This is a genomic window from Actinoallomurus spadix (genome assembly GCF_024055725.1).
Lineage (GTDB): Bacteria > Actinomycetota > Actinomycetes > Streptosporangiales > Streptosporangiaceae > Actinoallomurus > Actinoallomurus spadix.
This window is the reverse complement of the sequence record NZ_JAMXMX010000021.1, coordinates 60,988-81,426: the sequence shown is the minus strand read 5'-3', so window position 1 is coordinate 81,426 and position 20,439 is coordinate 60,988. Positions and strand designations below refer to the sequence as shown.

The 20,439-nt window shown below is 72.6% G+C and carries 15 protein-coding genes; 10 read left to right on the top strand and 5 right to left on the bottom strand.

Annotation, left to right across the window (positions count from 1 at the left end; genetic code table 11):
- Nucleotides 1–94 precede the first annotated feature (94 nt).
- Both NE235_RS27115 and NE235_RS27110 read left to right on the top strand, forming a co-directional pair.
- Nucleotides 95–1,753 carry a SpoIIE family protein phosphatase gene (locus tag NE235_RS27115; RefSeq protein ID WP_252807937.1) on the top strand — a complete coding sequence of 553 codons (1,659 nt, stop codon included), beginning with the start codon at nt 95–97 and terminating at the stop codon, nt 1,751–1,753.
- Nucleotides 1,750–2,829: a cobalamin B12-binding domain-containing protein gene (locus tag NE235_RS27110; protein ID WP_252807935.1), complete on the top strand. Its 1,080-nt coding sequence runs from the start codon at nt 1,750–1,752 to the stop codon at nt 2,827–2,829. The genes NE235_RS27115 and NE235_RS27110 overlap by 4 nt, the downstream gene beginning before the upstream one ends.
- A 16-nt stretch (nt 2,830–2,845) precedes the next feature.
- On the opposite strand, the gene NE235_RS27105 is transcribed toward NE235_RS27110, so the two are convergent.
- Nucleotides 2,846–5,218 (bottom strand): ATP-binding protein, encoded by a 2,373-nt coding sequence (locus tag NE235_RS27105; protein ID WP_252807933.1) that lies wholly within the window; start codon nt 5,216–5,218, stop codon nt 2,846–2,848.
- 329 nt (nt 5,219–5,547) lie between these two features.
- Here NE235_RS27105 and NE235_RS27100 point away from each other — a divergent pair, with 329 nt between their 5' ends.
- From NE235_RS27100 to NE235_RS27090, 3 genes are read left to right on the top strand one after another with little or no spacing between them, the layout of a single operon-like run.
- A complete protein-coding gene (locus NE235_RS27100; protein ID WP_289849265.1) occupies nt 5,548–6,981 on the top strand; it encodes an ammonium transporter in 1,434 nt (477 codons plus the stop codon).
- The gene (locus NE235_RS27095) at nt 6,978–7,316 is read left to right on the top strand and encodes a P-II family nitrogen regulator (protein ID WP_252776317.1); all 339 of its coding nucleotides are present in this window, start codon (nt 6,978–6,980) and stop codon (nt 7,314–7,316) included. The genes NE235_RS27100 and NE235_RS27095 overlap by 4 nt, the downstream gene beginning before the upstream one ends.
- 11 nt (nt 7,317–7,327) lie before the next feature.
- Entirely contained in the window at nt 7,328–9,751 is a 2,424-nt protein-coding gene (locus tag NE235_RS27090) for a [protein-PII] uridylyltransferase (RefSeq protein WP_406567646.1), read from the top strand.
- Nucleotides 9,752–9,785: 34 nt separating this feature from the next.
- On the opposite strand, the gene NE235_RS27085 is transcribed toward NE235_RS27090, so the two are convergent.
- Together NE235_RS27085 and NE235_RS27080 are read right to left on the bottom strand one after the other, a co-directional pair.
- On the bottom strand, nt 9,786–10,781 hold the full coding sequence (locus NE235_RS27085) for an RNA polymerase subunit sigma-70 (RefSeq protein WP_252807927.1): 996 nt from the start codon (nt 10,779–10,781) through the stop codon (nt 9,786–9,788).
- 116 nt (nt 10,782–10,897) lie between these two features.
- A complete protein-coding gene (locus NE235_RS27080) occupies nt 10,898–11,890 on the bottom strand; it encodes a zinc-binding dehydrogenase (RefSeq protein WP_252807925.1) in 993 nt (330 codons plus the stop codon).
- Nucleotides 11,891–12,161: 271 nt separating this feature from the next.
- Here NE235_RS27080 and NE235_RS27075 point away from each other — a divergent pair, with 271 nt between their 5' ends.
- Nucleotides 12,162–13,583: a hypothetical protein gene (locus NE235_RS27075; protein ID WP_252807923.1), complete on the top strand. Its 1,422-nt coding sequence runs from the start codon at nt 12,162–12,164 to the stop codon at nt 13,581–13,583.
- 79 nt (nt 13,584–13,662) lie between these two features.
- Here the strand turns inward: NE235_RS27075 and NE235_RS27070 are convergent, their stop codons facing one another.
- A complete protein-coding gene (locus NE235_RS27070) occupies nt 13,663–15,318 on the bottom strand; it encodes an acetolactate synthase large subunit (RefSeq protein WP_252807921.1) in 1,656 nt (551 codons plus the stop codon).
- A gap of 240 nt (nt 15,319–15,558) precedes the next feature.
- Between NE235_RS27070 and ffh the strand changes: the two genes are divergently transcribed.
- Nucleotides 15,559–17,112, top strand: a complete 1,554-nt coding sequence (ffh, locus tag NE235_RS27065) for a signal recognition particle protein (protein WP_252807919.1) — start codon at nt 15,559–15,561, stop codon at nt 17,110–17,112.
- Between the two features lie 78 nt (nt 17,113–17,190).
- Here ffh and NE235_RS27060 read toward each other — a convergent pair whose 3' ends face one another.
- On the bottom strand, nt 17,191–18,792 hold the full coding sequence (locus NE235_RS27060; protein WP_252807917.1) for an aldehyde dehydrogenase (NADP(+)): 1,602 nt from the start codon (nt 18,790–18,792) through the stop codon (nt 17,191–17,193).
- Nucleotides 18,793–19,092: 300 nt separating this feature from the next.
- Here NE235_RS27060 and rpsP point away from each other — a divergent pair, with 300 nt between their 5' ends.
- The 3 genes from rpsP to rimM are packed head-to-tail and all read left to right on the top strand — an operon-like array spanning nt 19,093 to nt 20,354.
- Complete coding sequence (gene rpsP / locus NE235_RS27055; RefSeq protein ID WP_252807915.1) at nt 19,093–19,560, top strand: 30S ribosomal protein S16; 468 nt, start codon at nt 19,093–19,095, stop codon at nt 19,558–19,560.
- A gap of 1 nt (nt 19,561) precedes the next feature.
- Nucleotides 19,562–19,804 (top strand): RNA-binding protein, encoded by a 243-nt coding sequence (locus NE235_RS27050; RefSeq protein WP_252776333.1) that lies wholly within the window; start codon nt 19,562–19,564, stop codon nt 19,802–19,804.
- Between the two features lie 49 nt (nt 19,805–19,853).
- Nucleotides 19,854–20,354, top strand: a complete 501-nt coding sequence (rimM, locus tag NE235_RS27045; protein WP_252807913.1) for a ribosome maturation factor RimM — start codon at nt 19,854–19,856, stop codon at nt 20,352–20,354.
- Nucleotides 20,355–20,439 lie beyond the last annotated feature (85 nt).

The window sequence follows — 20,439 nt, the reverse complement described above, 5'->3', positions numbered from 1 at the left end:
GGTCTCGACGCCGCGAGGAGGGGACGGTCGTCCCAGGGCGCCGTTCCGACCGGGGGAGAAGGTGGGAAGACCCGCGAGACCGCGGGTCTGGCACGTGGACGTTACCGGCGTTCCTTCGAAGGACCGGCCCGGCCAGGAGCGGGCCGCCGGCGCGCTGTGGCAAGCCGCTCCGTGCCCGGTGGTGGTGGCCGACGCCGGCGGCCGGGTGCTCGAGCTCAACGAGGCCGCCGCCCGGCTGTTCCCGCGCGCGGAGCCGGGGGCGAGCCTCGGCGCGATGATGCCCGGGTGGCTCGCGGAGGCGCACCGCACCGCGGCGGCGTCCGGGGCCGAGGGCGAACCGGTGTGGGGCCGGGTGGGGGAACGGAGCTTCGACGCCCTTCCGACCCGGACACCGGACGGGGACACGGCCTGGTGGCTGGTCGAGGACACCGACCGGCGGCAGGCGGAGATCGCTCTGTCCAGGGAGCGAGGGCGCACGGCACTCCTCGCGGACGAGTCGTACGCCATGCTGTCGGCGCTCACCGTCGACCGGTGCCTGGAGGTCACGGCGCGGCTGGCGGCCGAGCATCTGGCCGACGCGGTCGTCATCCTGCCCGCGGCTTCACGACAGCGGCTGCCGGCGGTCTTCGCCCTTCGCGGTGGCACGGTCCACCGCCGTACGGTGCCGGACGACTCCGCCGAGGTGCCCGGATTGACCGAGGCGCTGCAGGGTTTTCCGCCGACTTCCTCCCGCTGGATCGACCCTGGCGGGTTGCCCTCGTGGGCCGTGCCGGAAGAGTTCGACGGGCCGGTCGGCGCGGTCGTGGTCACCCCACTGCCCGGGCACGGCATCCCCGAGGGCGCGCTGATCCTGCTCCGCCGTGGCGACGAGTCCGGGTTCAGCCGGAACGACGAGGTCTTCGCCCGGTTGTTCGCGGCGCGGGCGGGCGCGGCGCTGTCGGCGGCCCGCGCCTACGCCGAGCGGACGGAGGTGATGACCATCCTCACGCGTGAGATGCTGCCGCCCCAGTTGCACCGCGTCCACCGTGTGGACATCGCCGGTGGGTACCGCGCGTCGGTGCGCAGCGAGCTGATCGGCGGTGACTTCTACGACGTGCATCCCGGTGAGGACGAGGGCGCCGAGTCCCTCGTGATCCTCGGTGACGTGTGCGGCAAGGGCCTGGAGGCGGCGGTCACCACCTTCAAGATCCGGAACATGCTGCGGGCGCTCCTGCCCGTGGCGGGCGACCACTACCGCCTGCTGTCCCTGCTCAACGCGGCACTGCTCACCACGGAGTCGACCCGGTTCGCCACGCTGGTGCTCGCGTCCGCGGTGCGGGACGGTGACCGGGTGCGGTTGCGGTTGACCAGCGCGGGGCATCCACCGCCGTTGATCGTGCGCTCCGGCGGCGTCGTCGAGGAGGCTCCCACCCGCGGTTCCCTGATCGGCGCCATGACCGACGTCCACGCGACCACCGTCCGGGTCGATCTGGGGCCCGGGGAGACGTGCGTGCTGTACACCGACGGCATCACCGAGGCGCGCGGCGGGCCGCTCGGTGACGTCATGTTCGGTGAGGAGCGGTTGAAGGACGCGCTGTCCGAATGCGGGGGGATGCCGGCCGAGGCCGTGGTGGAGCGGGTGCAGATGCTCGCGGCGGAATGGGCGGGGAACCGGGACCACGACGACATGGCCGTCGTGGCGATCAGCGGACCGCACACCGGTTCCCCCACGGCGGCGGTGCGGCGCGCGAACGATGAGGAGATCCGGCGATGACCGCTTCGAAATCGGACCCTGTCCGCACACAGGCGCTGTCCGCGCGGCTGTGGGACGCCGTCCGCGAGGGCGACGAGTACGCCGCCGCCGACGTCGTGCTGTCGGCGGTGGACGCGGGCCTGGACGCCGAGTCCGCCCTCCTCGACGTGATCGCGCCGGCCCAGGCGAAGGCGGGTACCGAGTGGGCCGCCAACCGGATCAGCGTCACCCAGGAGCACACCGCGACGGCCATCAACGACCGCGTCATCGCCGCCCTGGCCCACCACGGGCCCGACGAGACCCGGCGGCCGCGGCGGGGCCGGGTCACGGTCGCGTGCGTCGAGGGGGAGTGGCACGCCCTGCCCGCCCGCCTGCTGGCGGAGACGCTGCGGCTGCGAGGCCGGTGGGTGGACTTCCTCGGCGCGCACGTGCCCGTCCCCAACCTGATCGATCACCTGCACCGCACCCGCCCCGACACGCTGGCCCTGTCGTCCTCCATCCCCATCCGCCTGCCCGCCGCCCACGCGGCGATCATCGCGTCCCAGGCCGCGGGTGTCCCCGTCATGGCCGGCGGGGCGGCGTTCGGCCCCGGTGGCCGCTACGCCGACCGGCTCGGCGCCGACGCCTGGGCCCCCGACGCCCGTACGGCGGCCGTCCGCCTGGAGGAGATCCTCGCCCGGCCGTACGTCCCGCCGCCCGCACACGAGCCCCTGAACGACCTGCCGCACCTGGCCGACCAGGAGTACACCCTCGTCACCCGCACCACGCACCGGCTCGCCACGGCGGTCCTCGCCGCGCTCCCGGAACGCCTCCCGGCGATGGCCGGCTACAACGACCGGCAGCGCCGGCACACCGCCGAGGACCTCGTCTACGTCACCGAGTTCCTTGGCGCCGCCCTGTACCTGGACGACGCCGGGCTGTTCACCCGCTTCATCACCTGGACCGCGGGCATCCTCGCCGCTCGTGGTGTTCCCGCGCACTCGCTCGCGCCGGCGCTGGACCTGCTGGCCGAACAGCTCACGGACTTCCCCCGGGCCGTCGCCCTGCTCCGCGACGGCCACACGGCCCTCCAGGCCGTCTCCGCCGCCGGGTGGTGATCGGAGACCGCCCGGATCACCGGCGGCCCTGGGCGCCTCCGGGCTCGGAGCCGGGCGCCTCCTCGTTGAGCTCCGCGACCCACGCGGCGATCTGCGCGCGGGAGCTGAAGCCGAGTTTGCGCAGGATGCGCTCCACGTGACCTTCCGCGGTGCGCTGGGCGACGACGAGTGCGGCGGCGATCTCCTTGTTGCTCATCCCCTTCGCCACCAGCCGGGCGACCTCCGTCTCCCGGCGCGTCAGCGGCGACAGGGCGCGCCCGGCGGGAGCGCCCGGCGCGGTCTCGGCCTCGGCCTCCCTGAGCGCGTACGCCGTCGTCTCCGCCGGCGAGAGACCGGCCCCCTCCTGGAAGAGCGCGTCGAATCTGGTGGCGGTGAGGCGGTCCCGTATCGCCGTCGCGTACTGCTCGCGGTACCCGGCGAGGTACGCGTACGGGGGGCCGCCCACCGCGCGCCGGATCTCCCGGAACGCTCCCAGGAGGCGGGCGGCGCGCTCCGGGTCGCCCTCGTCGGCGGCGATCCAGGCCAGGACCTCCACGCACAGCGCCATGCCGAGACGGTCGTCGAACGGCTGCTTGAGGCGGATGGCGCGCTGCTCCAGCTCCGTCGCGCGCTTGAGGTCGCCCCGCCGCCAGATTTCGATCCCGTAGACGGACAACGCGTAGGAGCGGAACCAGTGGTCCTGCCTCGACTCGCAGAGCCGCAGGCACTCGTCGAACAGGGCGATGGCCTCCTCGGAACGGCCGAGCAGGGAGTACGCCGTGGCGAGGTACATCGACGAGTTGGCGACACCCTTCTCGTGCGACAGCGCGCGGTGGCGCGTCAGCGCGTCCTCCAGGACGGCCACGGCTCCGTGCAGGTCGGACCTGATCAGCGCGGCGAGGCCCGTGACGTACTCGCACTGGGCGAGGACGACCGGCTGGTCACGTGCGAGGGCCCGGCTCTCCCGGAGCATCGGCCGGGCGGCCGCGAGGTCGCCCTGGAGGACGGCCAGCCGGGCGTGCACGCACAGGGCGGCGGCGCGGGCGGCCGGAGCGGAGTCACCGGTGTCGGTGCCGGTGTCGAGCAGCTTCTCGAGCCATCGCCGTCCCTCGTTGAGGAGATCGGCCGCGATCCAGTAGAACAGCAGGTCGGAGGCCATCCTCAGGCCGGCGGAGCTCTCGCCCGGCGTGCCGAGGGAGTACTCCAGGGCGGTGCGCAGGTTGGGGTGTTCGGTGCGCAGCCGGTCGAACCAGGCGATCTGGGCGGGGCCGAACCATTCGTGTTCGGCGCGGGCGGTGAGGTCGCGGTAGTGGTCGCGGTGGCGTCGTTGGACGCGGGGCTGGTCGCCGGAGGCGGTGAGGCGTTCGTGGCCGTATTGGCGGATGGTCTCCAGGAGGCGGTAGCGGACGGTGCCGGAGTGTTCTTCGCGGAGGAGGACGGATTTGTCGACGAGTCCGATGACGAGTTCGAGGATGTCCTCGCGGGCGATGCCGTCGCCGGCGCAGACGGTTTCGGCGGCTTCGAGGTCCAGGCCGCCGGAGAAGACCGAGGCGCGTTGCCAGAGGAGGCGTTCGGGTGCGGTGCACAGGCCGTAGCTCCAGCCGATGAGGGCGCTGAGGGTCTGGTGGCGGGGGAGGTCGGTGCGGGATCCGCAGGTGAGGAGGCGGAAGCGGTCGTCGAGGCGGGCGAGGAGCTGGTGGACCGACAGGGCGCGCAGGCGTACGGCGGCCAGTTCGATGGCCAGCGGCAGGCCGTCGAGGCGGCGGCAGATGCGTTCGACGGTCTCGCGGTTGTCCTCGGTGAGGGTGAAGCCGGGGACGACGGCTTCGGCGCGCTCGGCGAACAGCCGTACGGCGTCACCGACGACGATGGAGTGGGAGCCGGCGACCGCGTGACCGGTCACCGGCAGGCTGGGGACGAACAGGGTCTGCTCGCCGGCGATGCCGAGGGACTGGCGGCTGGTGGCCAGGATCCGCAGGCCGGGGCAGGAGCGCAGCAGCGCCTCGGCCAGGACCGCGCACTCGCCCACCAGGTGCTCGCAGTTGTCCAGGATGAGCAGGGCCTGCGCGTCCTCCAGGTGGTCGATCAGCATCCGCAGCGGCGGACGGACCGAACGATCGGGGATTCGCAGGGCCTCGCACACCGCCGGGACCAGCAGGCCGGGATCGTTCAGCGCGGCGAGTTCGACCAGCCACACGCCGTCGGGGAACGCCCGGTGGACCAGCGTGCCCACGCGGGCGGCCAGGCGGGTCTTGCCGACTCCGCCGACGCCGCACAGCGTGACGAGTCGGGAGATCGACAGGAGCCGTCTGACCTCGGCCACCTCGTGCCGACGCCCGACGAAACTCGTCACCTCGGCCGGGACGCCGTGAATCTGTCCGGGCCGGGTGGTCTCGGATGCCCCCGTCATGTTCTCGCCTCGGGACCGAGACCGGCGCGACACCCGTCGCTCCGGAATGACGGTCCAGGTCACAGCGTACGTGCGCCGTCCCCGTGGGGTGACCTTCGGGCCCGGTCCCACGGGCCGGGACGCGGTGCCGCGGGGACCGGAGTGACGGAATGGACTCGCGAGCCACGGGGCGTACCGATTTTTGGTCATATTAAGTGAGGAAACCGAAACACACCTGAAACACCGGCTCGCAGGGTTTCACACCGCCGAAACACTCATGCCCCGTCGGTGAAACCGCGCTGCTCGAAGCTCCAGAGCAGTATCGACCACCTCACCGAAGGGACGACCGCATGCCGCCGGACGTTCTCAAACTGATGAATTCGGGCGACACCGCCTGGCTGCTCGCGAGTGCAGCCCTTGTGCTTCTCATGACCCCCGGTCTCGCGTTCTTCTACGGCGGCATGGTCCGGTCGAAGAGCGTTCTGAACATGCTGATGATGAACTTCGCCACCATCGGCATCGTCAGCGTCCTGTGGGTCTTCTACGGTTACTCCCTCGCCTTCGCCAAGGACGTGGGCAGCCACGGATTCATCGGCGGCCTGGGCAGGGTGGGGCTCAAGGACACGCTGATCTCCGCCTCCGGCACCTCGCCCGAACTGGCGTTCGTGGCGTTCCAGCTGATGTTCGCGATCATCACGCCGGCCCTGATCAGCGGCGCCGTGGCCGACCGCGTCAAATTCGGCGGCTGGTGCGTGTTCGTCGCCATCTGGGCGACGGTCGTCTACTTCCCGGTCGCGCACTGGGTCTTCTTCTTCGGCGACACGACGACGACCAAGGACGGCGGTTTCCTCGCCGACCACATCGGCACCCTCGACTTCGCCGGTGGCACCGCGGTCCACATCAACGCCGGCATGGCCGGCCTCGCCCTGGCCCTGGTCGTCGGCAAGCGTGTCGGCTGGCCGAAGGAGCCGATGCGGCCGCACAACGTCCCGTTCGTGCTCCTCGGCGCCGGACTGCTGTGGTTCGGCTGGTTCGGGTTCAACGCCGGCTCCGCGCTGGCGGCCAACGCCCAGGCGTCGGTGGCGTTCATCAACACGCAGGTCGCGACCGCCGCGGCGGCGCTCGGCTGGATCATCACCGAGCGGATCCGGTACGGCAAGTCCACCGCGCTCGGCATGGCCTCCGGCGCCGTCGCCGGCCTCGTCGCGATCACCCCCGCCTGCGCCGCGGTCAACCCGGTGGGCGCCATCATCCTCGGCGTCATCGCCGGCGCGCTCTGCTCCGTCGCCGTGGGCCTCAAGAACAAGCTCGGCTTCGACGACTCGCTCGACGTCGTCGGCGTGCACGCGGTCGGCGGCGCGGCGGGTGCCCTGCTCATCGGCTTCCTCGCCACCCCGACGGTCACCGGCATCCTCACCCCCGCCAAGGGCGACGGCCCGGCCGGCCTGTTCTACGGCGGAGGACTGTCCCAGCTCGGCAAGCAGGCGATCGGCGTGGTGCTGGTCGCGGTGTACTCCTTCGTCATCACCTGGATCATCGCCAAGGTCCTCGACAAGGTGATGGGCCTGCGTGTCAGCGAGGAGGACGAGGTGTCCGGCATCGACCTCGCCGAGCACGCCGAGAGCGCGTACGAGTTCGGCCCCGCCCACGGCGGGTCCGGTGGCGGATCGGGCATCCTGGCCGCGCTCACCGTCGACCGCGCCAAGGCGGCCGGTGACAATGGCTCGGGCGGCGGCAAGACGTCCGCCGACCCGGGCGAGAAGAAGGTGGAGGCGGAGGCATGAAGCTCGTCACCGCGGTGATCAAGCCGTTCAAGCTGGACGACGTCAAGGCGGCGCTGGAGACCTTCGGCGTGCACGGCCTCACGGTCAGCGAGGCCAGCGGGTACGGCCGCCAGCGCGGTCACACCGAGGTCTACCGGGGCGCGGAGTACAAGGTCGATCTCGTACCCAAGCTCCGTGTCGAGGTCCTCGTCGACGACGAGGACGCCGACGACATCGTCGACGTGATCGTCAAGGCCGCCCAGACCGGCAAGATCGGTGACGGCAAGGTCTGGTCGGTCCCGGTCGACACCGTCGTCCGCGTCCGTACCGGGGAGACCGGGCCGGAGGCCCTGTAAGCGTGGCGGACGTGATCGGGGAGGCGCACGGCCCGGCGGGCGGGGTCGCCCTGCCGGGCCGTGCCCTCCCCGGGCCGCCGGCGACCGCCGAGGCCCGTGCCGTGCTCGGGGCGGCACGGGCCGAGCGCGCCCGCGACCTGGACCGCGAACTGGCCCGGCTGCTCGGCGCCGAGTCCGGCGTCGCCCTGGTCGCCGTCGGCAGCCACGGGCGGGAGGAACTCACCCCGGGCGGCGACCTCGACCTGGTCCTCCTGCACCGGGACCGGCCCGACGTGTCCGCGCTCGCCGACCGTCTCTGGTACCCGATCTGGGACTCCGGCCTGCGGCTCGACCACTCGGTGCGCACCCCCGAGGAGGCGCGCGCCGTCGCCCGGGAGGACATGAAGGCCGCGCTCGGCCTGATCTCCGCCCGGCACGTCGCCGGTGACCCGGTCCTCACCCGGGAACTGCGTGAGACGGTGCTCGCGGACTGGCGGGCGGACGCCCGGCGGCGGCTCCCGGAGCTGCGCGAGATGGCCAGGTCCCGCTGGGACCGCTACGGGGAGCTGGCCTTCCTGCTGGAACCCGACCTGAAGGAGTCCCACGGCGGGCTGCGCGACGTTCACGCGATCCAGGCGGTCGCGGCGGCCTGGGTGGCGCCCGGCCCCACGGACGCGGTCAAGGCGGCCTACGACCTGCTGCTCGACGTCCGGCACGCCCTGCACCGGCACACGGGTCGTGGGGGTGACCGCCTCGTCCTGCAGGAGCAGGACGCCGTGGCGGCCGCCCTGGGACTCCTGGACGCGCACGCCCTCCTGCGCGCGGTCGCCGAGGCCGCCCGCACGATCACCTACGCCGCCGACCAGGTCTGGCGGACGGTGGCCCGCTTCTGCTCCCCGCCGGGCCGTCCCGTCCGCAGGCCGCTCGCCGACGGCGTCGTCGAGCAGGACGGCGAGGTCGTCCTCGCGCTGGGCGCCGACGCACGCAAGGACCCCGTGCTCGTGCTCCGCGCCGCCGCCGCGGCCGCGCAGGCGGGCCTGCCGCTCGCCACGGCGACCGTCGAGCGCCTGGCGAGAGAGACGGGGCCGCTCCCCGACCCGTGGCCGCCGGACGCCCGCGACGCGCTGGTGACCCTCCTCGGGGCCGGGCCGCCCGCGGTCGGGGTGTGGGAGGCGCTCGACCAGGCCGGCCTGATCGTCCGGCTCCTGCCCGACTGGGAGCGCGTCCGGAACCGGCCGCAGCGCAACCCCGTGCACACCTACACCGTGGACCGGCACCTCGTCGAGACGGCCGCCCGCGCGGCCGCCCACACCCGCGACGTGGCCCGGCCGGACCTCCTGCTGGTCGGCGCCCTGCTGCACGACATCGGCAAGGGCTGGCCCGGCGACCACTCCCGCACCGGCGCGGTCATGGCCCGCGACCTCGGCCGGCGCCTCGGCTTCGACGCCGCCGACGTACGGGCGCTGGAGTCCATCGTCCGCCACCACCTCCTGCTGCCCGAGACCGCGACCCGCCGCGACCTCGACGACCCCGTCACCATCGAGACGGTGGCCGAGGCCGTCGGGGACCCGGTCGTGCTCGAGACGCTCGCCGCCCTCGCCGTCGCGGACGGCCAGGCGACCGGGCCGGCGGCCTGGGGCGCGTGGAAGGCCCGCCTGGTCGCGGAGCTGGCCCGGCGCGTCGCCGCCGTGCTCGCCGGAGCGCCGCCACCCGTGGCACCCGACCCGGCCCCCGAACAGCTGGCCCTCGCCCGCCACGGTGGTGGCGCCGTGCGGGTCGCCGGGTCCCGGATCACGGTGGTGGCGCCCGACCGTCCCGGTCTGCTCTGGCAGGCGGCCGGCGTGCTCGCGCTGCACCGCCTCGCCGTCCGCGGAGCCCGTACGGCGTCCTGGGCCACGGCCGCCGGAGCGGAGCCCGCCCGGCCGGGCGCTCGTACGGAGGCCGGTGAGGTGGACGGACACCGGGAGACCGATCGGTCAGGCGGCCGTACGGAGCCCGGCGTGGTGGGCGAGCGCGGCGATCAGGCGGACACGGCCGTGCTCGAGTTCCTCGCGGTCCCCGAGTACGGCTCCGGTCCCGACCCCGCCGCGCTGGAGGCCGACCTCCGGCGCGTCCTCGCCGGGCGGCTCGACGTCGCGGCCCGGCTGGAGCGCCGCGCCCGGTCGTACCGGCCCCGCAAGGGCGTCCCGGTGCCCCCGCCGCGCGTCATCCTCCTCGACGACGCCTCCGACACCGCGACCGTCATGGAGGTGCGCGCCCACGACCGGCCCGGCCTGCTGTGGCGCATCGGGCACGCCCTCGGCTCCTGCGGCGTGCAGGTGCGCGCCGCCCGGGTGGAGACGCTCGGCGCGGAGGCCGTCGACGTCTTCTACGTCGTGGACGGCGAGGGGCGCCCGCTCGCCGACCGTGTCCTGCGGGAGACGATCCGCGAGGCCGTCCTCGAAGTGATCCGGTGAGCGATGGCGGACGGACAGGGGCCGGGTCCGCGGGTCAGCGCGCGAGCACGTCCGGGAGGCCGAACGTCGCGGCCAGCGCGGGATCATGGAATTTGACCACGCGGGAGACGCCGGTGGCGGTGGGGGCCAGCACGACGGCGCCGTCGGCCCGGAGCGCGCCGTCCGCATCCCGGTGGTACACGACGGCGGCGGGCTGGCCGTTGGCCGTGGTGGGGACCATCCGCCAGTCGCCCGGTGCGCCCAGCACGTACGCCTCGAGCAGGTGGACGCACCTCGCCCGGCCGGCCTGCCATTCGCGGAACGGCGTCGCCTCCAGCGTGGCGTCCGTGCGCAGCACCTGTTCCAGCAGGCGGGGATCGGAGCGTTCGAAGGCCGCGATGTAGCCGTCGAGGAGCGCGCGTGCCCGTTGGTCGGTCGGTTCGAGCAGTTCCTCGGGCCGTGGTTCCAACTCGTCCAGCCGGGCACGGGCGCGCTGCAGACCGCTCTTGACCGCCGCCGTGGTGGTGTCGAGGATCTCCGCGGTTTCGGCCGCCGAGAACGCCAGCACCTCGCGCAGGATGAGGATCGCGCGCTGGCGGGCGGGCAGGTGCTGCAGGCCGGCGATGAGCGCCAGCCGCAGCGATTCGCGTTCGATCACCACCGCGGCCGGATCGTCGGCGGGCGGGGCGATCCATGCGTCCGGCAGCGGTTCCAGCCACGAGACCTCGCCCGGCGCGATGGGACTCGGCGACCGGTCGGGTCCGTCGTACGGGCCTGCCAGACCTGAGGGCAGCACCCGGATCGGACGCGGCTGCAACGCCTTCAGGCAGACGTTGGTGGCGATCTTGTAGAGCCAGGACCGGATCGATGCCCGGCCCTCGAATCCGGAGTAGGACCGCCACGCCCGCAGGTAGCTCTCCTGCACCAGGTCCTCGGCGTCGTGCGCCGAGCCGACCATGCGGTAGCAGTGCGCCAGCAGCTCCCGGCGGAACCGCTCCGTCTCGGCGGTGAACCGGTCGTGATCCGGTGCCGCCCGCAGATCCGAGGTCACGCCGGGAGCCTAGTCCCGTGGCACCTTCGGGCGTGGTCCACCTGCCGGCGACACCAGGCCCCACCTCGGCCACAATCGACGACGCGGAGTCGTCTCGCACAAGCGGTGTCCATGTTTCAGGGCAGCAGGGCCAATTTGCCGACGGTGGCCCTGGCCTCCAGCTCCGTCAGCGCCTTCGGGCCGTCGGCCAGTTCGTAGACGGTCGGCAGGCCGGGGGTGAGCACGCCGGCCGCGATCAGCTCGGACAGCTCACCCATCAGCTCGCCGAAGATCTGCGGTGCGGCCTGGATCAGCACGCCGATGTTGAGGCCGGAGATGTGGACCTGGTGCCTGTACACCAACTCCCAGTTGGTGACCGGGGCCTCGCCGCCCGCCACGCCGTAGACGACGACCCGGCCGGTGACCCGCTTGGCCGCGGCCAGGCTGACCTCGAAGGTGGCGCCGCCGGCCGACTCCAGAACCAGATCGGCGCCGGAATCGCCGGTCAGCTCCATCACCGCGGCGGCGAGGTCGCCGCCGCGGGAGTCCAGGACGTGGTCGGCCCCCAGTGCGAGCACTGTCTCGTGCTTGCCCGGTGAGGCGGTGGCGATGACCGTCGCACCGTAGTGCTTGGCCATTCTCACCGCGGCCTGGCCGGTCGCGCCCGCCGCGGCGTGGATCAGCACGACCTGCCCGGCGGCGACACCGCCCAGCGGCCTGAGCGCGGCCAGCGCGGTGGGCCAGTTCACGACCAGACCCAGCGCCTGCTGCTCCGTCCAGCCCGCGGGCACCGGCACCGCCGCGGCCGCGGGCAGGACCATGTACTCGGCGAAAGCGCCGGTTCCGACGCCGACGACGCGGGCTCCGGGTCGCGGACCGGTCACCGCCGCGCCCACCGCGACGACCTCACCGGCGGCCTCGAAACCCGCCAGGTACGGCGGCTGAGGGCCGCCCGCGAACGTGCCGTGGGCCTTCGAGACGTCGGCGAAGTTGACCCCGGCGGCGGCGACGCGGATCAGGACCTCGTCCGCGCCGGGGCTCGGCACCGGCGCGTCGGTGATCAGGCGCATGTCCTGCGGGCCACTGAGGGAGGTCTGCTGCAGTGCGCGCATGGTCGCGGGAACGCTCATCGGCGATCGGCCTTCTCTTCTCGGTGTCCAGGGGAGAGACCGACCGGCCCGTCGCGGGTCGCGCCTCCCACCATGTAGATCCCGTCCACCACGAAAAGGAATCGGCCGCTCCCGCAGCCGCGCGGGATCGGCTGATCGCCACGTCCCCGATGGCCGTCGGCAGTGCCGTTGACCACTGGGTGAAGATCGACCGAACTGGCCGTGCGGGCCATTGACGGTGCCCGCGGTCCGGGTGAGGCTCCTGGGGATCGAAGATCCCCAGGAGGTCTGCGTGCCCAACGTTCCGCTCACTCGTGTGGCCGTGCCGGTCCTCACCCTCACCCTCGCCGGAGCCGTCGTGGCCCCCGCCAGGGCGGCCGTGACGCCGGCCGGCGTCACGGCCGTCGACCGCGGTCACGACCGCACGATCACCTTCCGGACCGGTCACGACGGTGAGGTGCTCGCCGCCGTCACCGCGGCGGCTCCGGGCGTGTCCTGGGCCGTCAAGGGCCGTGAGTCGGCCGTCCTGTCCCTGTACGTCGACGGCCGGTACGCCACGGACGACGTGGTCCCCGCCGACTTCCCGATCACCCGGGAGTTCGCCCTCGGCCGGCTGCGGGCCGGCCGCCACACGCTGCGGCTACGGCTGGCCGCAGACCGGTCGCCGGGCCGGAGCGTACGGGTGAGCCGCCTGGCGTTCCGCACGGTCGCGGCCGGGTCGCCGGCGTACACCGACCTCGCGCACGCGCCCGTGCTGTACGGCCGCGACGGCACCGGGGGCAGCTCGACCGGGCCGTTCCAGAACGCCGCCACGGACACGCCGCTGGTCGCCTGGCACGAGGACGTACCCGCCTCGACGCCGGGGCACCGCCTGCTGACCTACTCCTACATCTGGAGCAACGAGGACGGCGGGACGTCAACCCCGCAGCTCATGGCGCGCTGGGGCCGGACGACCGACATCGAGTGGATCTACCAGGTCGAGGTCGACGCGCGGGGCCGGCGGGTGCCCGGCACCGCCGTCTTCCAGGCGCCCAACCACGTCACGCAGCAGTTCGCCGGCACGTACGAGGGTGATCACCCGCTGCTGCAGACCTGCACGCTCAACAACAACATCTGCGACAAGGTCGACGACCCGATGCGGTTCTCGCTGTCCACCGCGCAGACGCTCGACGCGACCACGGAGGCCCGTGAGCAGATCATGGACCGCAACCCGTGGACGTACTGGGTGGCGGCGGCGGAGGCGCGCCGGGAGGGGCGCGTCGCGGCGGACCCGCCGACGACCTCACAGACCCTGATCGCCGACCCGCGCGACTACCTGTACCTCGTGGTCCGCAAGCAGACCCTCGACCCGCCGAACGGCACCGACTGGGTCGGGCTGTCCATCGGCGTACGGCTCAAGGGCGACTCGACCCTGTACCGCTCGGACCACCTGTTCCCCGACCGGTCCATCAACCGGGACCTGCCCGCGGCGACGACGGTGCAGCTTCCGCCCGGGACGACGCCGTCGGACGTGGCCGAGATCGTCGGCATCCGGGTGCCCGCCACGGCGAAGGACACCGGCGCGACCATCAAGGTGCAGGCGATCAACCGGGCGTTCTTCCTCGGCCGGAACGACCTGCCCGGTGCCTCGTTCGTCTCCGGCCCCGCGCCCGCGACGCTCACCCCGGACCACCCGACCGCCGTCCTGTACGACGCCGTGACCTCCGCCCGCTGAGGCGCGCCGCCGGGGAGGGCGGGCCCTCCCCGGCGGCGGTGTCTCAGAAGCGGTCTTTGTCGCAGAAGCGGGCGGTGTCTTAGAAGGGGTCGGTGAGCTCGCCGAGCTTGGACGTGAGGCGGAGGTTCTCCGAGTAGTCGACCGGCACGGTGATCACCGAGACGGTGTCCTCCTCCAGGGCCTGGCGCAGCGTCGGCAGGAGGGCGTCCGCCGACTCGACGCGGTAGCCGCGGGCCCCGAAGCTCTCGGCGTACTTCACGAAGTCCGGGTTGCCGAACTCCACGTTCGAGTCGTGACCCATCTCCAGGTCCATCTTCCACTCGATCAGCCCGTACGCCCGGTCCTCCCAGATCAGCACGGTGATCGGAAGCTTCTCGCGGACCGCCGTCTCCAGCTCCTGGGAGTTCATCAGGAACGCCCCGTCACCGGTCGCGGCCAGCACGTGCCGGTTCGGGTAGGCGAGCTTGGCCGCGAGCGCGCCCGGCACCGCGAAGCCCATCGACGACAGGCCGTTGGAGACGAGCAGCGTGTTGGGCTCGTACGTCGGGTACATCCGCGCCATCCACATCTTCACGGCGCCGGTGTCGGCCAGGACGATGTCCTTGCGGCCCATCGCCTCGCGGATGTCGGTGACGATCCGGCGCGGCGACATCGGGAACCGGTCCTCGTGGCGGCCGCGTTCGAGCTCCTCGTGGAGCATCCGCCGGATCTTCTCGCCGGTGCCCCGGGCGTCGAAGCGGCGGCGTACGGCGTCGGTGAGCGCGCGCAGGGAGTTGCGGATGTCGCCCTGGATGCCGACCGTGACGGGGTAGTGGTCGTCGACCTCGGCCGGGAACCGGTGAATGTGGATGATCTTCTTGTCGGCGTGCGGGTTGATCTTGACCGGGTCGAACTCCTGAAGCTCGTACCCGACGCAGATCAGCACGTCGGCCTCGTCGAAGCCGAAGTTCACGTAGTCGTGGCGCATGAAGCCGACCGCGCCCAGCGCGTGGTCGTGGTCGTCGGGGAAGACGCCCTTGCCGTTGAACGTCGTCGCCACCGGGATCCCCAGCCGCTCGGACATGCGGACCAGCTCGTGGCTCGCGCGGTTCCGGGTCGCGCCGTGGCCGGCCAGGATGATCGGCTGCCGGGACATCGCGATGACGTCGGCGGCGCGGGCCACCTGGGAGGCCGAGGGCTCCTCCGGGCGCACGATGTTGATCGGCAGCGGCTTGAGGGACGGGTCGACCTCGGCCGACTCGACGTCCTCGGGGATCGCCAGGTAGACCGCGCCGGGCCGCTCCGTCTGCGCCACCTTGAACGCCTTGCGCACCATCTCCGGCAGGGCCTCCGGCGTCGGCGCCATGTCGGCCCACTTGGTGATCGGCCGGAACAGCGAGACGAGGTCGATGATCTGGTGCGACTCCTTGTAGATGCGGTCCAGGCCGACCTGCGCGGAGATCGCGACGACCGGAGTGCTGTTCGTGGTCGCGTCGGCGACCCCGAGCTGCAGGTTGATCGCGCCCGGACCGAGCGTCGCCGACGCGACGCCCGGACGGCCGGTCAGCCGCCCGTACATCTCCGCCATGAAAGCGGCGCCCTGCTCGTGGCGTACGAGGACGTAACGGATCGAGGATTCGTTCAGAGCGTCGACGAAGTGGATGTTCTCCTCACCCGGGATGCCGAAGACGTACTCGACGCCCTCCGCCTCCAGGCAGCGCACCAGGAGCCGGGCGGCCTCCACCTGCGAGTCCATGCGGACTTCCTCCCCCTTAAACGGGTTTGTTCACCTATTTGGGCCAAGTGCGTTGGCTGGGGCGGCATTCCGCGATGTGGCCGATCACACTCCCGGGGGCGGCCCGGCGGGCCGCACGCGGCCTCTGGTGAGACCGCGGGCGCCGTGTCACAGTGATCTGTGGCGGTCGGTACCCGGAGGCCGCCGAGCGGATAGTGTTGAGGGTCGATCCCCGAAGCACCCTAGGACTGGTCCAGACACGTGTTCGAGACGCTTTCCGACCGGCTGACTACGGTCTTCTCCTCGCTGCGCAGCAAGGGCAAGCTGTCCGAGGCCGACATCAACGCGACCGCGCGCGAGATCCGCGTGGCCCTGCTCGAGGCCGACGTGGCGCTGCCCGTCGTCAAGGACTTCATCGCGCAGATCAAAGAGCGGGCCCGCGGCTCGGAGGTCTCGCAGGCGCTGAACCCCGCTCAGCAGGTCGTCAAGATCGTCAACGAGGAGCTCATCAACATCCTCGGTGGCGAGACGCGCCGCGTGCGGTTCGCCAAGACCCCGCCGACCGTGATCATGCTCGCGGGTCTGCAGGGTTCCGGTAAGACCACCCTCGCCGGCAAGCTCGCGCGCTGGCTCAAGAGCGAGGGGCACGCGCCGCTGCTCGTCGCCGCCGACCTCCAGCGGCCCAACGCCGTCCAGCAGCTGCAGGTGCTCGGCGAGCGCGCGGGCACCGCGGTGTACGCCCCCGAGCCCGGCAACGGCGTCGGCGACCCGGTCGAGGTCGCCCGCCAGTCGATCGAGCACGCCCGGCACGCCCAGCACGACGTCGTGATCATCGACACCGCCGGCCGCCTCGGCATCGACGAGGACATGATGCGCCAGGCGGCCGACATCCGCGACGCGGTCGGCCCCGACGAGATCCTGTTCGTCGTCGACGCGATGATCGGTCAGGACGCCGTGGTCACCGCGCAGGCGTTCCTCGACGGCGTCGGCTTCGACGGCGTGGTGCTCACGAAGCTCGACGGCGACGCCCGCGGTGGCGCGGCCCTGTCGGTCCGGCACATCACCGGCCGGCCGATCATGTTCGCCTCCACGGGCGAGAAGCTCGAGGACTTCGACATCTTCCACCCGGACCGCATGGCGGGCCGGATCCTCGACATGGGTGACATCCTCACCCTGATCGAGCAGGCCGAGAAGGCGTTCGACGCCGAGCAGGCCGAGAAGATGACCTCGAAGTTCGCTTCGGGGGAGGACTTCAGCCTCGAGGACTTCCTCGAGCAGATGCAGATGATCCGCAAGCTCGGCCCGATCAAGAACCTCCTCGGCATGATGCCGGGCATGGGGCAGATGCGGCAGCAGATCGACCAGATCGACGACCGCGACCTCGACCGGATCGGCGGCATCATCAACTCGATGACGCCCGAGGAGCGGCAGAACCCCAAGATCATCAACGGTTCGCGGCGGGCGCGCATCGCGCGCGGCTCCGGCGTCAGCGTCACCGAGGTCAACAACCTCGTCACCCGCTTCTTCGACGCGCAGAAGATGATGCGCCAGGTGGCCGGCGGCATGGGCATCCCCGGCATGCCGGGCACCCGGCGCAAGCAGGCCAAGGCGGCCGCTAAGAAGGGCAAGGGCAAGGGCAAGCAGCGCAGCGGAGACCCGCGCAAGCGCGCCCAGGAGGCGGCGGGCAAGAAGACGCAGCATGCCGACGGCGCGCCGCAGGGCCTCCCGCCGGGCCTCGGCGGCGGGCTGCCGGGTCAGCTGCCCCCCGGTTTCCAGATGCCGGACCTGTCGAAGCTTCAGGGCAAAAAGAAGTAACCCGCCGCGTCGGCCGGAAGGAGGCGTGCGGTCCACCGGAACCCCGGAGGGCCGCACGCCTTCGCGCGGGAGGGGCCGTCAGTCGCGGCCGAGCTCGCCGTCGACGCGCCGCCAGATGCCCAGCGGGTTCCCGTCGCGCAGTTCGGCGGGCAGGAGCTCCGCGGGCGCGTCCTGGTAGCTGACGGGACGCAGGAAGCGTTCGATCGCCCGCGTCCCGACCGACGTGGTGGCCGGCGCGGAGGTGGCGGGGAACGGCCCGCCGTGCACGACGGCGTGCCCGACCTCCACACCCGTCGGCCAGCCGTTGAAGATCACCCGCCCGGCGATCAGCTCGAGCAGCGGCAGCAGTTCGGCGGCCCGCGCGTGATCCTCCGGCGTCGCGTGAACGGTCGCGGTGAGCTGCCCCTCGACCGCCTGGGCGATCTCCAGGAGCTGCGCGTGGTCCCGTACCCGTACGACGATCGACGCGGCGCCGAACACCTCGTCCTGCAGCGAGCGGTCGGCCAGGAAGGCGTCCCCGTCCGTGACGAACAGCGCGGCACGCCCGGCGCAGGCGATCGTCGTGTCGTCACCGCCGCGCGCCACCTCGGTCACCGCGTCCGTGCCCGCCAGCCGCCGGACCCCCTCGTCGTACGCCTGCCGGATGCCGGCGCTCAGCATCGGCGCCGCCGCCGTGCCCGCGAGCGCCGCGGTCGCCGACTCGACGAACGCGTCGAGCCCGTCGCCCTCCATCGCGAACACCAGTCCGGGGCTGGTGCACAGCTGGCCGGTTCCGGTGGACAGGGAGGCGACGTACGCGCGGCCGAGCTCCTCCGCCCGCTCCCGCAGCGCGCCGGGCAGCAGGAACACCGGGTTCACGCTGGACATCTCGGCGTACACCGGGATCGGCACGGGACGCGCCGCCGCGGCCGCCACCAGTGCCAGGCCGCCCTGGCGGGAGCCGGTGAAGCCGACGGCCCGGATCCGCGGGTCGGTCACCAGCGCCACGCCGAGCTCACGTCCGCCGTGCAGCAGCGAGAAGGTCCCCTCGGGCAGCCCGTGCGCGGCGACCGCGGCCCGGATCGCCCGGCCGACCAGCTCCGACGTGCCCGGGTGCGCCGGATGCGCCTTGACGACCACCGGGGCGCCCGCGGCCAGCGCCGACGCCGTGTCACCCCCGGCGACGGAGAAGGCCAGCGGGAAGTTGCTCGCCGCGAACACCGCCACCGGGCCCAGCGGAATACGCCGCTGCCGCAGGTCCGGCCGGGGCAACGGGACGCGGCCGGGAACGGCCGGGTCGACGCGGGCGCCCAGCCAGCCGCCGTCCCGCACGACCCGCGCGAACAGCCGCAACTGGTTCGTGGTCCGCGCCAGCTCGCCCGTGACACGGCCCTCCGGAATGCCGGTCTCGGCGGTGACCCGGCCGATCAGCTCCGCGCCCAGCGCGTCGATCCGGTCCGCGATTCCCTCCAGGAACGCGGCGCGGGTCTCCTGATCGGTGTTCCGGTACGTGCCGAAGGCGTCCCACGCCAGCGTGGCGGCACGCTCGACGTCGGCCGCCACGCCGAAGCGGTACACCGGATCGAGGCGCTCGCCGGTCCGCGGATCGACGGCGTGGAACTCCTCCCCGGCCCCGGGTACGTCCCGCGTGCCGATCAGCTGATCCCCGGTCAGAACGGACGTCGTGTCAGGTACGGTCATCGGCTGAAGCTCACTTTCATCGCGAAAAGGTCGCCGGCTCCATCGTCGCGTACCCTCTTTTGTGAGCCGCCCACGTGGTGGGCCCACACGCCCGTCATCGGCCGATCGCCGACCGTGACGCGCGGCGCGCTGATCAATTGCCACTTCCCCGTCATCGTCTGGCAGAATGGCAGGCTGGAAAACCGGACCGTGCGGGGCCCTCTCTCACCTGCGCGCACCGGTGTCCATCCGAGCGGCGGTTCCGGTCCCCACCCGGGGCTGATCCACTCGTCCATTTCGAATCTGGAGAACACCACACCCGTGGCAGTCAAGATCAAGCTCAAGCGTCTGGGGAAGATCCGGGCTCCGTACTACCGGATCGTCGTCGCCGACTCCCGCACCAAGCGTGACGGGCGCGCGATCGAGGAGATCGGCAAGTACCACCCGAAGGAGGAGCCCTCGCTCATCGAGGTCAACTCCGAGCGGGTGCAGTACTGGCTGGGTGTTGGCGCCCAGCCGACCGAGCCGGTCCTGTCGATCCTGAAGATCACCGGCGACTGGCAGAAGTTCAAGGGCGAGCCGGGCGCGGAGGGCACGCTGAAGGTCGCCGAGCCCAAGCCCGACAAGCAGGAGGTCTTCCAGGCCGCCGTCAAGGAGACCCTGGACGACGCCGAGGGCAAGGCGACCACGCCCAAGTCCAAGAAGAAGGCCGAGCCGAAGAAGGCCAAGAGCGAGGCGGAGGAGTCGGCGCCGGCCGAGGAGACCTCCGAAGCCAAGAGCGAGGCCTAAGGTGCTCGAGGAGGCGCTCGAGCATCTGGTCCGCGGAATCGTGGAGCACCCGGACGACGTCCGGGTGCGTGCCCGCCGGCTTCGCAACGGCAGGGTCCTCGAGGTGCGCGTGCACCCCGACGACCTCGGCAAGGTGATCGGCCGCAATGGCCGCACGGCCAAGGCCCTGCGCACGGTCATCGGTGCCCTCGCGGGCGGCCGGTACATCCGCGTCGACCTCCTCGACCTCAACGAGGCCCGATAGTGCTCGCGACCGACACCTTTCGCGGTACGACCGCCGGCGGGGCGGCTTGATGCTGCTCGCCGTCGGCCGTATCGGCCGAGCCCACGGTGTCCGTGGCGAGGTCAGCGTCGAGATGAGCACGGATGACCCTGGCGTGCGGTTCGCGCCGGGGTCATCGCTCGTCACCGACCCGGCGCGCCTCGGCCCGCTGACCATCGAGTCCGCGCGCCCGCACGCCGGCCGCCTCCTCGTCCGCTTCGCCGGGATCGACGACCGTACGGCCGCGGAGACGCTCCGCGGCACCCTCCTGCTGGTCGACTCCGCCGACATCCCGCCCAGCGCCGACCCGGACGAGTTCCACGACCAGGAGCTCATCGGCCTCCTCGCGGTGACACCCGACGGGACCGAGGTGGGCGAGGTCGTGGACGTCGAGCACCTCGGCCAGGACCTCCTGGTCATCCGGCGGCCCGGCGGTGACGCGCTCGTGCCGTTCGTTCGCGCTCTCGTCCCCGAGGTCGACGTGCCCGGCGGGCGGATCGTCATCGACCCCCCGCCCGGCCTGCTCGAATGACGCCCGCCGCGGACGCCCGCCGTTCCGCGTCGTCCGGCGGCCGGCGGTCACGCGGCCCGATGATCACGCGCCGGACGGCGTTCGC

What these genes read in the sequence shown, in the direction of transcription:
- NE235_RS27110 (WP_252807935.1), top strand. Translation starts at nt 1,750, where the DNA reads ATGACCGCTTCGAAATCGGACCCTGTCCGCACACAGGCGCTGTCCGCG.
- NE235_RS27105 (WP_252807933.1), bottom strand. Translation starts at nt 5,218, where the DNA reads ATGACGGGGGCATCCGAGACCACCCGGCCCGGACAGATTCACGGCGTC.
- NE235_RS27100 (WP_289849265.1), top strand. Translation starts at nt 5,548, where the DNA reads ATGCCGCCGGACGTTCTCAAACTGATGAATTCGGGCGACACCGCCTGG.
- NE235_RS27095 (WP_252776317.1), top strand. Translation starts at nt 6,978, where the DNA reads ATGAAGCTCGTCACCGCGGTGATCAAGCCGTTCAAGCTGGACGACGTC.
- NE235_RS27080 (WP_252807925.1), bottom strand. Translation starts at nt 11,890, where the DNA reads ATGAGCGTTCCCGCGACCATGCGCGCACTGCAGCAGACCTCCCTCAGT.
- NE235_RS27070 (WP_252807921.1), bottom strand. Translation starts at nt 15,318, where the DNA reads ATGGACTCGCAGGTGGAGGCCGCCCGGCTCCTGGTGCGCTGCCTGGAG.
- NE235_RS27060 (WP_252807917.1), bottom strand. Translation starts at nt 18,792, where the DNA reads ATGACCGTACCTGACACGACGTCCGTTCTGACCGGGGATCAGCTGATC.
- rimM (WP_252807913.1), top strand. Translation starts at nt 19,854, where the DNA reads ATGCTGCTCGCCGTCGGCCGTATCGGCCGAGCCCACGGTGTCCGTGGC.